At 71.9% G+C, this 13004-nt stretch carries 14 protein-coding genes; 7 read left to right on the top strand and 7 right to left on the bottom strand.

What is annotated here, in order from left to right; genetic code table 11:
* Positions 1-79: 79 nt before the first annotated feature.
* From IE226_RS00295 to IE226_RS00280, 4 genes are all read right to left on the bottom strand, one after another.
* The gene (locus IE226_RS00295) at positions 80-1105 is read right to left on the bottom strand and encodes a hemolysin family protein (protein ID WP_190078857.1); all 1026 of its coding nucleotides are present in this window, start codon (positions 1103-1105) and stop codon (positions 80-82) included.
* On the bottom strand, positions 1102-2439 hold the full coding sequence (locus IE226_RS00290; RefSeq protein WP_190078856.1) for a hemolysin family protein: 1338 nt from the start codon (positions 2437-2439) through the stop codon (positions 1102-1104). The genes IE226_RS00295 and IE226_RS00290 overlap by 4 nt, the downstream gene beginning before the upstream one ends.
* A gap of 199 nt (positions 2440-2638) precedes the next feature.
* Entirely contained in the window at positions 2639-3571 is a 933-nt protein-coding gene (locus IE226_RS00285; protein ID WP_190078855.1) for a M56 family metallopeptidase, read from the bottom strand.
* A gap of 6 nt (positions 3572-3577) precedes the next feature.
* On the bottom strand, positions 3578-3967 hold the full coding sequence (locus IE226_RS00280; RefSeq protein ID WP_190078854.1) for a BlaI/MecI/CopY family transcriptional regulator: 390 nt from the start codon (positions 3965-3967) through the stop codon (positions 3578-3580).
* Positions 3968-4441: 474 nt separating this feature from the next.
* Between IE226_RS00280 and IE226_RS00275 the strand changes: the two genes are divergently transcribed.
* The 3 genes from IE226_RS00275 to IE226_RS00265 all read left to right on the top strand — a co-directional run bounded on the left by IE226_RS00275 (position 4442) and on the right by IE226_RS00265 (position 5992).
* Positions 4442-5350: a trypsin-like serine peptidase gene (locus IE226_RS00275; protein WP_229870278.1), complete on the top strand. Its 909-nt coding sequence runs from the start codon at positions 4442-4444 to the stop codon at positions 5348-5350.
* A gap of 10 nt (positions 5351-5360) precedes the next feature.
* Positions 5361-5663, top strand: coding sequence for a carboxypeptidase-like regulatory domain-containing protein (locus IE226_RS00270; RefSeq protein ID WP_190078852.1), 303 nt, complete (start codon positions 5361-5363; stop codon positions 5661-5663).
* Between the two features lie 68 nt (positions 5664-5731).
* Entirely contained in the window at positions 5732-5992 is a 261-nt protein-coding gene (locus tag IE226_RS00265; protein ID WP_190078851.1) for a hypothetical protein, read from the top strand.
* On the opposite strand, the gene IE226_RS00260 is transcribed toward IE226_RS00265, so the two are convergent.
* The gene (locus IE226_RS00260; RefSeq protein ID WP_190078850.1) at positions 5989-7077 is read right to left on the bottom strand and encodes a saccharopine dehydrogenase family protein; all 1089 of its coding nucleotides are present in this window, start codon (positions 7075-7077) and stop codon (positions 5989-5991) included. The genes IE226_RS00265 and IE226_RS00260 overlap by 4 nt on opposite strands.
* A 109-nt stretch (positions 7078-7186) precedes the next feature.
* Here IE226_RS00260 and IE226_RS00255 point away from each other — a divergent pair, with 109 nt between their 5' ends.
* From IE226_RS00255 to IE226_RS00245, 3 genes are all read left to right on the top strand, one after another.
* Positions 7187-8128 (top strand): helix-turn-helix domain-containing protein, encoded by a 942-nt coding sequence (locus tag IE226_RS00255; RefSeq protein ID WP_190078849.1) that lies wholly within the window; start codon positions 7187-7189, stop codon positions 8126-8128.
* A 199-nt stretch (positions 8129-8327) separates the two neighbouring features.
* Positions 8328-8951 (top strand): hypothetical protein, encoded by a 624-nt coding sequence (locus tag IE226_RS00250; protein WP_190078848.1) that lies wholly within the window; start codon positions 8328-8330, stop codon positions 8949-8951.
* Positions 8948-9469, top strand: a complete 522-nt coding sequence (locus IE226_RS00245) for a hypothetical protein (RefSeq protein ID WP_190078847.1) — start codon at positions 8948-8950, stop codon at positions 9467-9469. Before IE226_RS00250 ends, IE226_RS00245 begins: the two co-directional genes overlap by 4 nt.
* 57 nt (positions 9470-9526) lie before the next feature.
* On the opposite strand, the gene IE226_RS00240 is transcribed toward IE226_RS00245, so the two are convergent.
* Both IE226_RS00240 and argG read right to left on the bottom strand, forming a co-directional pair.
* Positions 9527-10567, bottom strand: coding sequence for an NAD(P)-dependent alcohol dehydrogenase (locus tag IE226_RS00240; RefSeq protein WP_190079516.1), 1041 nt, complete (start codon positions 10565-10567; stop codon positions 9527-9529).
* Positions 10568-10809: 242 nt separating this feature from the next.
* Positions 10810-12258 (bottom strand): argininosuccinate synthase, encoded by a 1449-nt coding sequence (gene argG / locus IE226_RS00235; RefSeq protein ID WP_190079515.1) that lies wholly within the window; start codon positions 12256-12258, stop codon positions 10810-10812.
* Between the two features lie 86 nt (positions 12259-12344).
* On the opposite strand from argG, the gene IE226_RS00230 reads away from it, so the two are divergent.
* Positions 12345-12878, top strand: a complete 534-nt coding sequence (locus IE226_RS00230) for a GNAT family N-acetyltransferase (protein ID WP_190078846.1) — start codon at positions 12345-12347, stop codon at positions 12876-12878.
* Positions 12879-13004: the final 126 nt, after the last annotated feature.

Genomic DNA, 13004 nt, shown 5'->3' with positions numbered 1-13004 from the left:
CATCACGGGCACCCTAGCCACCGGAGCCCCCGCACGTACAGTCGCACCACCTGTGAATCAGCCGTGCGATACCGGTGGATCAGCCGAGCGCCGCCGGGGAAGGGCCGACCAGCTCGGTCAGGACGTCCTCCATGGTGACGAACCCGAGCACCGTTCCGCTCGCGCCGGTGACCGCGGCGAGGTGGCTGCCCGCGGCCCGCAGCGCGGTGAGCGTGTCGTCGAGCGGGGTGTCGATGTGCACCCGCGTGACCGCGTGCAGGGCGGCGCGCGGGAAGGGCCGGTCCCGCTCGGTGATGCCGAGCGTGTCCTTGATGTGCAGGTAGCCGAGCAGGGTGCCGTCCGGTCCCGTCACCGGGAAACGGGAGAAGCCCGCCTGAGCGGCCACCCGTTCCAGGCGCGCCGGGGTCACGGAGTGCTCGACGGTGTGCATCTGGGCCACCGGCACGAGGATCTCGCCGACCGGCCGGGTGCCCAGTTCCAGGGCGTCGCGCAGCCGCTCGCCGTCGGCGGCCGACAGGAACCCGGCGGCGCTGGAGTCGACCACCATGCGGGCGAGCTGGTCGTCGGTGTAGACGGATTCGACTTCGTCCTTCGGTTCGACCTTCAGCAGCTTCAGGAGTGTGTTGGCGAAGGCGTTGATGCCGAAGACGACCGGCCGCAGAGCCCGGGTCAGGGCCACGAGGGGCGGGCCGAGCAGCAGGGCGGTCCTGGCGGGCGCGGCGAGCGCGATGTTCTTGGGGACCATCTCGCCGATCAGCATGTGCAGATACGTCGCCACGGTCAGGGCGATGACGAACGCGATCGGGTGCACGAGCGCGTGCGGGACGTGGATTGCTTCGAAGCCGGGCTCCAGGAGGTGCGCGATGGCGGGTTCGGCGACCGCGCCGAGCACCAGCGAGGAGACGGTGATGCCGAGTTGGGCGGTGGCCATCATCGCGGAGATGTGCTGCAAGCCCCACAGGGTGATGCGGGCGCGCTTGTCGCCTTCCTCGGCGCGGGGTTCGATCTGGCTGCGGCGTACGGAGATCAGGGCGAACTCGGCGCCGACGAAGAACGCGTTGGTGAGCAGCGTCAGGGCGCCGATCACGAGCTGGAGCGTGGTCATCGCGCCTCCTCCACGGCCTGGCGGGGCACCTGGAGTGCCGGTTCGGTGATGCTGATCCGGTCGGCGCGGTGGTGCTCGACGGTCAGGACGGCCAGTTGCCAGCCGTCGAGGTCCAGCAAGTCGCCCTTGGCCGGGATGCGGGACAGACGGGTGGCGATCAGGCCGGCCACCGTCTCGTACGGTCCTTCGGGCGCGGTGAGGCCTATCCCCGCGAGCTGGTCGATGCGGACGCCGCCGTCGGCCTCCCACACGGTGCGGCCGTCCGGGGCGGTCTGTGCGGGCAGCAGGTCGGGGACCTCGACGGGGTCGTGCTCGTCGCGGACCTCGCCGACGACCTCCTCGACGATGTCCTCCACCGTCGCCACGCCGGCCGTGCCGCCGTACTCGTCGATGACCACGGCCATGGTGCGGGTCTCGCGCAGCCGTTCCAGGAGCCGGTCGGCGGGCAGGCTGTCGGGCACGAGCAGCGGCTCGGTGGCCAGCTCGGTGACCGGGGTGAGCCGCCGCTCGCCCGGCGCGAGGGCGAGCACGTCGCGGATGTGCACGGTGCCGATGACCTCGTCCAGGCTGTCGCGGAAGACGGGGAAGCGGGACAGGCCCGTGGCGTGCGTCAGGTTCGCGGCGTCGGCGGCCGTGGCCTGCGCCTCCAGGGCGCGGACGTCCACGCGCGGGGTCATCACGTTCTCCGCGGTGAGCTCGCTCAGGTGCAGGGTGCGCACGAACAGTTCCGCGGAGTCCGCCTCCAGGGCGCCTTCGGCGGCCGAACGCCGGGCGAGGGCGACCAGCTCCTCGGGCGTGCGCGCGGAGGCGAGCTCCTCGGCGGGCTCAAGGCCGAAGCGGCGTACGACGCGGTTCGCGGTGCTGTTCAGATGCCGGATGAAGGGCCCGAAAGCGGCGGTGAAGCCGCGCTGCGGTGCGGCCACCACCTTGGCGACGGCCAGCGGCCGGGAGATCGCCCAGTTCTTCGGCACCAGCTCGCCGACGACCATCAGGATCACGGTCGAGAGGGCGACGCCCAGCAGGGTCGCCGTGGTCGGGGCGGCGCCGCCGAGACCGGCCGCTTCGAGAGGGCCGCGCAGGAGCGCCGCGAGGGACGGTTCGGCGAGCATGCCGATCACCAGCGAGGTGACGGTGATGCCCAGCTGCGCGCCGGACAGCTGGAAGGTCAGGCGCCGGACGGCCTTCAGGGCCCCATCGGCACCTCGCTCCCCCGCCCTGGCGGCGCGCTCCAGGTCACCGCGCTCGACGGTGGTCAGGGAGAACTCGGCCGCGACGAACAGCGCGCAGGCGAGCGTGAGGAGCAGGGCGAGCAGCAGAAGCAGGATCTCGGTCACCGTGCCACCCCCGTTCCCTCGCGCTCGGACAGCGGCCGGGAAATGGCACGGTTCGTACTGGGAGGCTCACCCATTGCGGGTCCGTGGCTCCTTCTCGTACTCGTACGGCATGGCGCACGAGGGCGGTGGCGGGGAAGCGGAGTTGCTTCTACAGCCACTGTAAAGGAACGGCAAACCGTACCGGCAGGGTCCTATGGCCTCAGAGCGGGGTGGCCGCGTGCAGGATGAGGACCATCGTCACCGCCGAGTTCGCCGAGGACATGGCGGAGATCGCCGCCCCCGCGGTCGCCGCCCAGGCCGCGAGCCCCACCGCGGTGAACAGCGAGGGCCAGCTGCGCGCCGCGGGCGCGGGGCCGAGCAGGGCCGCCACCCGGCGCGGTACGGGCCCCGGCGCGGCGAGTCCGGCCAGGGTGGGGGCCGGGGCGCCGCGGGAGTGCAGCGCCGCCTTGCCGATCGCGCGGGCAACGGTCCTGCGGTCGCCGACGGCGTGGGCGGCGTCCTCGTCCGCCCACCGCTCGGTGGTGTAGGACACCGCCGTGCGCAGCGGACGCAGGAAGGGATTGGCGCGCGCGGCCAGCTGCACCGCGAGGAGATAGCGGTGGTGCCGGGTCGCCAGGTGGGCGCGTTCGTGGGCGAACAGGGCGCGGCGCTCGGCGGGTCCGAGGCAGTCCAGCAGGGCGGTGGTCACGACGACCCGGTCGCGGGCGCCGCCGGGCAGCGCGTACGCATAGGGCTCCTCGTCGGGCAGGACCGCGACGGAGGTGCCGGGGAGCCCGGCGAGGGCGCGGTGGGCGCGGCGGCGTACCTGGCGGTGGCGCCACAGGGTCCGGCCGCAGGCCACGGCCACGGCGAGCAGACCGGGGATGGCCAGGCGTCCGGCGATCTCGTCGTACGGGACGGCGGCGCGCACCTCGGGGTCCGACCAGCCGTCCGGCAGGGGATTTCCGGGCAGCTGGGCCGTTCCGACGACCATGAGCAGGCCCAGGCACAGGGTGCTGGCGAGCGCCATGACGGCGGCGACCGTGGTGAGCAGCCGGGTGGCGGTGCGCGGGTGCAGGCGCTGCTCGGCGAGCCGGGCGACCGGCCAGGCCGTCAGCGGCAGCACGAGCGGCAGAAGGACGAACATCCCCATGACGGTTCAGGTGTCCCTCTCCGCCTCGGCCTGGCGCAGGAGCTCGCGCAGCAGCGCCTCGTCGCCGGGCGGCAGCGCGGTGAGGAAGCTGGCGAGGACCGCCTCCCGGTCGCTCTCGCCGTCGAGCACCTTGCGCATCTTGCGGGCCGCGAGGCCCGCCTCGTCGGACGACGGCGTCCAGGCGAAGGAGCGGCCGGCGCGCTCGCGGGTCACCGCGCCCTTGTCCAGGAGCCGGCTCAGGATCGTCACGACGGTCGTGTACGCCAGGTCGCCGTCGAGCCGCTCCTGCACCCAGCCCGCGGTCGCGGGGCCGTCCGCCTCGCGCAGGGCCGAGAGGACCTGCGCCTCGAGCTCACCCTGCCCCCGCCGCCGGGAACGCCGCTCCTGCTCCGCCACGCCCGTCTTCCTTCCGCCGCCTTGTCGTACCGGACGAGGCTAACGCGCGGCCCGTGGGGAGACTGTCTGCCCCTGACGCTTACATGCGGAACGGCACGCTCAGGAGCCTGCCCACGTATTCAGGACGCGATCGAGGCACCCGCGTCCCGCACGCTCCCACGGTGGCCGGGGCGCGGGTGCCGGCCGGGGCTGCTGGGACCGGACCGGGACCGTCCGCCGTGAGGCGGCGGGGCGAACTGGCGCCCTCAGCGCCGAATGGGGCCCGGGAGCCGTTCAGTTGACGTATCCGGCCTTCGCGGGGCACGACGCGCACCCGCGCGACGGTCGGCGCAAAAGGCTTATTGCGGCACTTGTCCGGCAGCAGTAGAAGGGGCATTGAGCCAAAACGTTGCGGCCGCGGCGTCCGGACAGGCATCACATCGCAGCTCTCAGAAAAGCCGGTGATCCAGAATGGCGCAAGATCCGCATACCTCAGTGACGAACGAGCCGGACGACGGAGCCCTGTCTCTGACCACCGAGCAGGGAGCGGTCCTGCAGCCGCCCTCCGAGGGGACACAGGGCCAGGCCCAGCACTCGATGGGCGAGGGCCTGGAGAACGTCGAGGGCTATCAGCGCCCGGACCACTTCGCGCCGGAGGCCTGGACGGCCCCGACCGCCTCGCTGCCCGACATCGGAGAGGCGTCCTTCGGCCCGCCCCCGCCCGGCCCGGAGACCGTGCACGGTCCCGACGACCGCATCCAGATCACCAACACCAGCGTGTATCCCTGGCGGGTGCACTGCTACCTGCTGATCACCGCCCGCGACAACGCCCTCTTCCAGGGCACCGGCTGGCTCCTGGGCCCGCACACCCTCGCCACGGCAGGGCACTGCGTCTACATCAAGGGCAGCGGCGTGGCGGGCCGGGACGGCTGGGTCAAGAGCATCCAGGTGATGCCGGGCCGCAACGGCGCCGCACTGCCCTACGGCAGCATCACCTGCACCAGCTTCCGTTCGGTGACCGGCTGGACGACCAACGGCGACGAGAACTTCGACTACGGCGCCATCATCACGCCCAACAACATCGGCTCCACCACCGGCTGGTTCGGCTTCGGCGTCTGGTCTGACTCGGACCTGCTCAAGACCACCGGTAACATTTCCGGCTATCCGGGCGACAAGCCGTCCGGGACGCAGTGGTACGCGGCACGCGGTATCGACTCGGTCGCCGCGCGCAAGGTGTACTACGACATCGACACCGCCGGTGGGCAGAGCGGCAGCTCCGTCTACCGCATCGACAGTACGGGCCGCTACGGCTTCGGCATACACGCCTACGGCGGATCACGGGTGAACTCGGGAACCCGGTTCACCACCCCGGTCTACAACAACTACGTGGCGTGGAAGGCGTGAGCGGACCCCGATGAGCGGCAGCAGCTCAGCAGTGGAGATCACCGGCGTCGTCCGCGACGCCTCGGGCACCCCGGTGACGGGCGCTCACGTCCTGTTCACGGACGGGCCCCAGCCCCTGCCGGACATCGCTGCCATGACGGACGCCGAGGGACGGTTCTCCCTCAGCGCTCCCACGGCGGGCGTGTACACGCTCACCTGCCGGGCGGACCCTCTCTCGGGCCCGCCCGGCACGGCCGAGGCCACCGTCCGCGTCGAACCGCGACCGGAAGACCTCCTGCGGGGGCGGATGCTGGTCGACCTGACGCTCGGCTAGAGCTGTTTCCGGCTCCGCTCGGCCCGGTGGACGTGCGTGGCGCGCCGGTCCTGTCTAGCGTCACGTGCATGAGCACTGTCGCGCAGCGTTTCGAGATCCTGCTGGTGCCCGAGTTCTCGGGCAACGGCGAAAGTACGACCGACGGCCGTGGCGCCCTGCGCTCGGCCGTCGTGGTCGCCACCGGAGAGACCGGAGCCTCCGGGTTCCCCCGGTACACGGGCGACGGGATGGAGGCCGACATCGACCCCGCTACCCGCACCGTCGAGGCGCTCCTGGTCGACGGGTCCGAACTCGACTACGGCCTCTCGGTGCGGGTCGCGGACCTCTAGCGGACCAGCGCCGCGGACGGCAGATCGAGCCGGGTGAGGTGGGCGGGCGTGAGCGCGCGCAGGAAGTCCGCCGCGTCGAACGCCTCCCCGGCCGCCAGCACGCCCGGCGCCGCCGTGCGTCCTAGGACGCGCTCCAGCGCCTCCACGACCAACGGCGCGGTCACGGCGTAGATGTCGCGCCCGCCCGCGACCGCGCGGCGGCTCTCCCTGCCGCGTCGGACGATCGCCTCGACGACGAAGGTCTGCGCGGAGCGCCCGCCCTCGTCTGCGGCGACGGGCTCCGGGGTGTCACCGGCGCGGATGTCCCGCAGCGGCGCGAGGTTCATCACCGCCCGCACCTCGGGGGTGCGCACATGGCGCGGCAGGGTGACCTGGTCGGCCGTCGCGAACTCGGAGGCGTCCCCGGTGCCGAACGGCTCGGGGAAGTCCCACGCGAAGACCTCCTGCGAGTAGCCGAAGGGACGCAGCCTGCCTCCCGAGTACACGAGATGCTGCCCGGCGTTGCTCTCTCCGGTGATCCGGGTGCCCCGGGTCGGGTGCCAGCTGTCCAGGGCGTACGCGAGGGTGATCTCGTCCGCGTCCGGCCAGTCCCCGAGCGCGGCGGTGGCCAGCAGGTCGCCCAGGCCGCCGTAGAACGCCAGGGACGGCGCGACGACGACGCCCGCTTCCCGCGCACGCTCGTCGTAGGAATCGAAGAGCGTTGCGCTGACGCCCTGTTCGGCGGCGACGTCCAGATACGGGATGCCCGCGCGCAGCGCGGCGTCGGCGACGGGGAGGGTGGTCGTGAGGAATGGTCCCGCGCAGTTGACCACCGCCACCGCACCGTCCAGGGCCCGGTCCAGGGACGCCGCGTCCTCGGTGGAGGCCACGCGCACCGACGCGTCAGGGGCCAGATCGCGCAGCGCGTCGAGCTTCCCCCGGTCGCGTCCCACGAGCAGCGGCGCGGCACCGCGGCGCAGCAGCTCCGCCACGACGAAACGGCCGGTGTGGCCGTAGGCGCCGACGACGGCGACGGCCGGCCCGCCGGACCAGACGCCGGTGCCCGAAAGGGCCGTCGCGGCACGGGCGTTGGGGGTGCTGCTCATGGTTGACTCCCGGTGTCCGAGAGGGCCGTGTGCCCTGCTCACACCATGGTCGGCGGTCCGCGGACACCTCACCAGTGGCCGGAATGACGAGGGGCGTACAGTTTCGGACATGCGGACCGTGGCGATGGCACTTCCTGAGGGCAGCATGCTTTTCGAGGCCGCGGCGGCCTTCGAGGTTTTCGGCTCGGACCACTCCGACCTGGCCGGGCCCTGGTACTCCTTCAGCGTGTGCGGGGCGAAGGGGACGCGGGTCGGGGACTGGCTGCGCGCCGATCCGGCCCTCGGTTTCGACGCCGTCGCCGCGGCGCGTACGGTGATCGTCCCGGCCTGGCGCGACATCGGCGGGAAACCGCAGGGCGAGTTGCTCGACGCTCTGCGCGCCGCCCACGCGGCAGGCGCCCGGATCGTCTCGCTGTGCACCGGCGCCTTCGTCCTGGCGGCGGCCGGGCTCCTCGACGGCCGCCGCGCCACGACGCACTGGGCGCACGCGGACAGACTCGCCGCGCTCCACCCCCGCGTCACGGTCGACGCCGGGGTGCTCTTCACCGACGAGGGCAGCGTGCTCACCTCGGCCGGGAAGGCCGCGGGCATGGACCTGTGCCTGCACATCGTCCGCGCCGATCACGGGGCGACGGTGGCCAACGCACTGGCCCGCCGGCTCGTGACGCCCCCTCACCGGGACGGCGGGCAGGCGCAGTTCATCCCGGCGCCGGTGGCGCATGGGCGCGACCATCCGCTGGCCGAGCTGCTGCCCTGGGTGCTCGCCCGCCTCGACCAGCCGCTCACGGTGGAGGACCTGGCCCGGCAAGCGGGCATGAGCAGCCGCAATCTGGCCCGGCACTTCCACGCCGTCACCGGCACGGCGCCGTTGCGGTGGCTGCTCAGCCAGCGCGTGCGGCAGGCGCAGGAGTTGCTGGAGTCGAGCGACGAGAGCATCGAGCGGATCGCGGCCAGGACGGGCATGGGCACGTCCGCCACGCTGCGGCGCCACTTCACCCGTGTCACGGGCCTGCCGCCCGAGGCCTACCGGCGCACCTTCGGCGCTTCCTGAGCCTTTCGTACGACCCATCCGAAGCCTCTCGTACGACCCATCCGACTGATCGCCGGGCATGGGGGTACTCGGTTGCCGTGCAGATACAGAATCAGCCGTTCAACCGCTGATCACAGACGCCCCGATCGGTACCCACGCGTGTGGGTGCCCATCGGCCGGCCACAGCGCCGAACGGACCACGAGACAAAGGGAGGCAGCCATGATCACCGCCGTCATCATCGCCGTGGTCGTCATCGCGGCAGCCGCCGTCCTCTTCGTCGGACTGCGGCGAGCCAGGGGCGGCGGACGCGGCCTGAAGTCCCGCTTCGGGCCCGAGTACGACTACACCGTCGCCCGGCACAACGGCGACGTACGGGCAGCCGAACAGGAACTCCGCGAACGCGTACGACTGCACGGCTCAGTCAAGGCCGAGCCCCTGCCGCCCGGCGCACGTGAGCGCTACGTGGCCCAATGGGCCGGTGTACAGGAGCAGTTCGTCGAATCACCGCAGCAGGCCGTCATCGAGGCCGACGCGCTCCTTGCCCGCCTGGCGAGGGACCGGGGCTTCCCCGACGGCGCGCGCTTCGAGGATCAGGTGGCCGCGCTCTCCGTCCACCACGCCCACTCCGTCCACGGCTACCGCGGCGTGCACACGGCCGCGCGCGGACAGGGCGGCACCGAGGAAATGCGGGCGGCCATGGTCGAGGCCCGGCGCCTCTTCGACGACCTCGTAGCCGAGCACGCGGCCGACTCCACTCGGCACACCGAGCCGGCCACCGCCGCCCGCGGCAACACGCCGTGGGCCCTGCCCCGACGTCACGCGAAGGGAAGTGGAACGTCATGACGGACGCCCGACGCCTCACACCGCACGAGACGCCGCACCAGTCACCGCACGAAGCGCCGTACGAGACAGCGCGCGAGCCGGGCCTCGGCAGCAACACACCGCGCGAGCCCGGCCTGGGGAGCGGCGCTCCGGTTCACGCCCCGACTCCTGCCCCGGCGCCCGCTCCCGGCCCCGCTCAGGGTTCCGGCGGCCCCGCTCACGGCTCCGGCCCCGTGCACGCCAACACCCCCGGGGCGCACGCCACCGGCGCCGAACTGCTCCCGCAGGACGAGCGCGACAAGCTGAGCCTGCGCCTGCAACAGGCCCTCAGCACGTTCGTCGAGAGCCCGCGTCAGGCGGTCGAGGAGGCCGACAGCCTCTACGACGACGCCGTCAGGCACCTGACCGAAACCCTGACGGAACGGCGGCGCTCCCTGCGCACCAGCTGGCAGGACATGGACACCGAAGCGCATACGGAGGAACTGCGCCTCGCGCTGCGGCAGTACCGCGAGTCCATGGAGCAACTGCTGCGCGTCTAGGCGCGGGCAACAGGCAACAGGCAACAGGCAACAGGCAACGGTGCACACCGGGCCGGATCAGCCGTTGGGCAGAATGACCGCCCGGCCGTTGATCCGGCCCTCGTGCAGGTTCTCGTACGCCTTGGGCGCGTCGTCCAGGGCGTACGTCTCCACGTGCACGTCGATCACGCCGGAGCGGGCCAGGTCGAGGACCTCGATCAGCTCGGACCGGCTGCCCCAGTACGGGGCGCGGACCGCCGCGTCGTAGGGCGTCACGCCGAAGCCGACGGACGCCACTCCCCCGCCGATGCCGACGATCGTGACGTCCGCCTCCACCGCGGCGCAGGCGGTGGCCGTGGCGATGGTGGGCGGCGCGCCGACGAAGTCGAACACCGCCTGGGCGCCGAGTCCGCCGGTCAGTTCGCGCACCTTCGGCGCCGCGTGCTCGTCCGACAGGACGGTTTCGTGGGCGCCGACCTCGCGAGCCAGGCGCAGCTTCTCGTCGGTGACGTCGAGGGCGATCACGCGTGCCGGGGTCAGCGCGCGCAGCAACTGGATGGCGACGTGTCCCAGGCCGCCGGTGCCGATGACCACGGCCGTGCTGCCGGGGGTCAGCTTGGGCAGCGAGGTCTTGATGGCATGGTACGGAGTCAGGCCCGCGTCGGTGAGCGGCACGGCGGTCACCGGGTCGAGACCGTCCAGCGGGACCAGGTGGCGCGGGTCGTCCACGATCATGTACTCGGCGATGGCGCCGGGCGCCCCGAGTCCCGGCGGGAGGATGCCGAGTTCGCCGGCGCGCGTGCAGTAGTTCTCCTTGCCCTGCGCGCACATCAGGCAGGCTCCGCAGCCCCAGGGTCCGTAGACCGCCACGGAGTCGCCGATCTCGAAGCCGGTGACGCCCTCGCCGAGCGCGGCGACGGTCCCCGCGCCCTCATGGCCGAGGGTGAGCGGCAGCGGGAAGGCGAGTGCTTCGGCGGGCCAGCTCATCACCGCGATGTCGGAGTGGCAGACGCCCGCGGCGGTGACCTTCAGGAGCACCTGGCCGGGGCCCGGCTCCGGGCGCGGGACGGTGACCACCTCGGGGGCGGCGCCGACGGTGCGGTACTGGACGGCCTTCATCTCGGCGGACGTGGCGGGGGTTTCGTGCGCTGACATCTGGGATGCCTCTTCTCGTTTTTCGTGCTGTGCGCTTCCTGGTCCCCCCGGCGCTCCTGCATCCGACTCTACTCCTCGAAATGTCCCAATGGGACATGTGACTCACTGGGACACGCACCCGGGACGGACGCGACAACGCGGCGGGCCCCGGCGGATCAGAATCCGCCGGGGGCCCGCCGTCAGTCGCGTACGACCGGTGTCCGGTGTCAGTCCGTGCCAAACTCCATCGCGGCGCGGTCCAGCATCGACTCCTCGTCGGCGGTCTCGCCGCGCGAGGCGATCGCCTCGGCGCCGCCGCCGTCCATGGCGCCGATCAGACCGGTAGACGCGGCCTGAGCGGCGCCGATCGGCGTCGGGTGGCCGGAGCCGACAAGACCCAGACCCGCGTACTGCTCGAGGCGCGCGCGGGAGTCGGCGATGTCGAGGTTCCGCATGGTGAGCTGGCCGATCCGGTCCACCGGGCCGAACGCCGAGTCCTCGGTGCGCTCCATGGAGAGCTTGTCCGGGTGGTAGCTGAACGCCGGGCCCGTGGTGTCGAGGATCGAGTAGTCCTCGCCGCGCCGCAGCCGCAGCGTCACCTCGCCGGTGATCGCCGTGCCGACCCAGCGCTGCAACGACTCGCGGATCATCAGCGCCTGCGGGTCCAGCCAGCGGCCCTCGTACATCAGGCGGCCCAGGCGCCGGCCCTCGTTGTGGTACGCGGCCAGCGTGTCCTCGTTGTGGATCGCGTTGACCAGGCGCTCGTAGGCGATGTGCAGGAGCGCCATGCCGGGGGCCTCGTAGATGCCGCGGCTCTTGGCCTCGATGATCCGGTTCTCGATCTGGTCGGACATGCCGAGGCCGTGCCGGCCGCCGATCGCGTTGGCCTCCATGACGAGGTCGACCGCGGAGGCGAATTCCTTGCCGTTGATCGTGACCGGGCGCCCCTGGTCGAAGCCGATCGTCACGTCCTCCGTGTCGATCTCCACCGAGGGGTCCCAGAACTTGACGCCCATGATCGGGTCGACCGTCTCAAGACCGGTGTCGAGGTGCTCCAGGGTCTTGGCTTCGTGCGTGGCGCCCCAGATGTTGGCGTCCGTGGAGTACGCCTTCTCGGTCGAGTCGCGGTAGGGCAGCTCATGCGCGAGCAGCCACTCCGACATCTCCTTGCGGCCGCCGAGCTCCGTGACGAAGTCCGCGTCCAGCCAGGGCTTGTAGATCCGCAGGTGCGGGTTGGCGAGCAGCCCGTACCGGTAGAACCGCTCGATGTCGTTGCCCTTGAACGTGGAGCCGTCGCCCCAGATCTGCACCCCGTCCTCCAGCATCGCCCGCACCAGGAGCGTGCCGGTCACGGCACGGCCGAGCGGCGTGGTGTTGAAGTAGGGACGGCCGCCCGAGCGGATGTGGAACGCGCCGCAGGCGAGCGCCGCAAGGCCTTCCTCGACCAGCGCTTCCCGGCAGTCGACGAGACGGGTGATCTCGGCGCCGTACGCGGAGGCGCGGCCGGGCACGGAGGCGATGTCGGGCTCGTCGTACTGGCCGATGTCGGCGGTGTACGTGCAGGGGACGGCGCCCTTGTCGCGCATCCAGGCGACGGCGACGGAGGTGTCGAGACCGCCGGAGAAGGCAATGCCGACGCGCTCGCCGGTGGGAAGAGAGGTGAGGACCTTGGACATAGGAAGAGTATGCATGACTTCGCATGGTCATGCAATGCCGCTCACCGGGCGGCGAGGCGTGACGGCTTAATGCATAGGATGTGCAAGTGCTTGATTACCGCATCCGGACGGCCACCGCCGACGACCTCGGCGCCGCGCGAGCCGTCATGCTCGACACCGTTTACCACGACTTCGGCACGGGTTACGTGCCGCACTGGCACGGCGACATCATCGACCTCGACGGCGCATATCTGAGGCCCGCCCGCCACACCCTGCTCGTCGCGGTGGACGAGCGGGACGGGTCGGTCGCCGCCACCGCCGCGCTCGACTCCCGCGGCCCCGCCCATCCGCCGAACCCGGCCTGGATCTCCGAACGCTTCCCCTCGGGCGAGACGGCACAGCTGCGGCGCGTCTACGTGCGCGCCGAGCACCGGCGCCGCGGACTCGCCCGGCGCCTGGTCGGCGAGCTGCTCGACTTCGCCGCCGCGGACGGCGGATACCGGTCCGTGTATCTGCACACCGATCCGGAGGTCACCGGCGCCGAAGGATTCTGGCGCTCCCAAGGGAAGGTGGTGCACGACGAACGCGAGGACTCCGGCGCGTCGCGAGTCGTGCATTTCGAAGTTCCCATGCGGCCGTAAATCTCGATCGCACCCTTTCCGGATTCGATCCCGGCGGACCCGACCACCGCGGACCCGCCCCCGCCCACCTAATGGAAATGGTTGTCATGTAATCTCCGTGGCTGCTGCTGCTTCACCTTCGGACAC

Origin of the sequence: Streptomyces longisporoflavus (genome assembly GCF_014649775.1) — a bacterium.
In the GTDB taxonomy this organism is placed as follows: Bacteria; Actinomycetota; Actinomycetes; order Streptomycetales; family Streptomycetaceae; genus Streptomyces; species Streptomyces longisporoflavus.
The sequence above is the reverse complement of the archived record's forward strand: the minus strand, read 5'-3'. Positions and strand labels throughout refer to the sequence as shown.

What these genes read in the sequence shown, in the direction of transcription:
- IE226_RS00295 (WP_190078857.1), bottom strand. Translation starts at nt 1,105, where the DNA reads ATGACCACGCTCCAGCTCGTGATCGGCGCCCTGACGCTGCTCACCAAC.
- IE226_RS00260 (WP_190078850.1), bottom strand. Translation starts at nt 7,077, where the DNA reads ATGAGCAGCACCCCCAACGCCCGTGCCGCGACGGCCCTTTCGGGCACC.
- argG (WP_190079515.1), bottom strand. Translation starts at nt 12,258, where the DNA reads ATGTCCAAGGTCCTCACCTCTCTTCCCACCGGCGAGCGCGTCGGCATT.
- IE226_RS00270 (WP_190078852.1), top strand. Translation starts at nt 5,361, where the DNA reads ATGAGCGGCAGCAGCTCAGCAGTGGAGATCACCGGCGTCGTCCGCGAC.
- IE226_RS00255 (WP_190078849.1), top strand. Translation starts at nt 7,187, where the DNA reads ATGCGGACCGTGGCGATGGCACTTCCTGAGGGCAGCATGCTTTTCGAG.
- IE226_RS00240 (WP_190079516.1), bottom strand. Translation starts at nt 10,567, where the DNA reads ATGAAGGCCGTCCAGTACCGCACCGTCGGCGCCGCCCCCGAGGTGGTC.
- IE226_RS00265 (WP_190078851.1), top strand. Translation starts at nt 5,732, where the DNA reads ATGAGCACTGTCGCGCAGCGTTTCGAGATCCTGCTGGTGCCCGAGTTC.
- IE226_RS00250 (WP_190078848.1), top strand. Translation starts at nt 8,328, where the DNA reads ATGATCACCGCCGTCATCATCGCCGTGGTCGTCATCGCGGCAGCCGCC.
- IE226_RS00245 (WP_190078847.1), top strand. Translation starts at nt 8,948, where the DNA reads ATGACGGACGCCCGACGCCTCACACCGCACGAGACGCCGCACCAGTCA.
- IE226_RS00285 (WP_190078855.1), bottom strand. Translation starts at nt 3,571, where the DNA reads ATGGGGATGTTCGTCCTTCTGCCGCTCGTGCTGCCGCTGACGGCCTGG.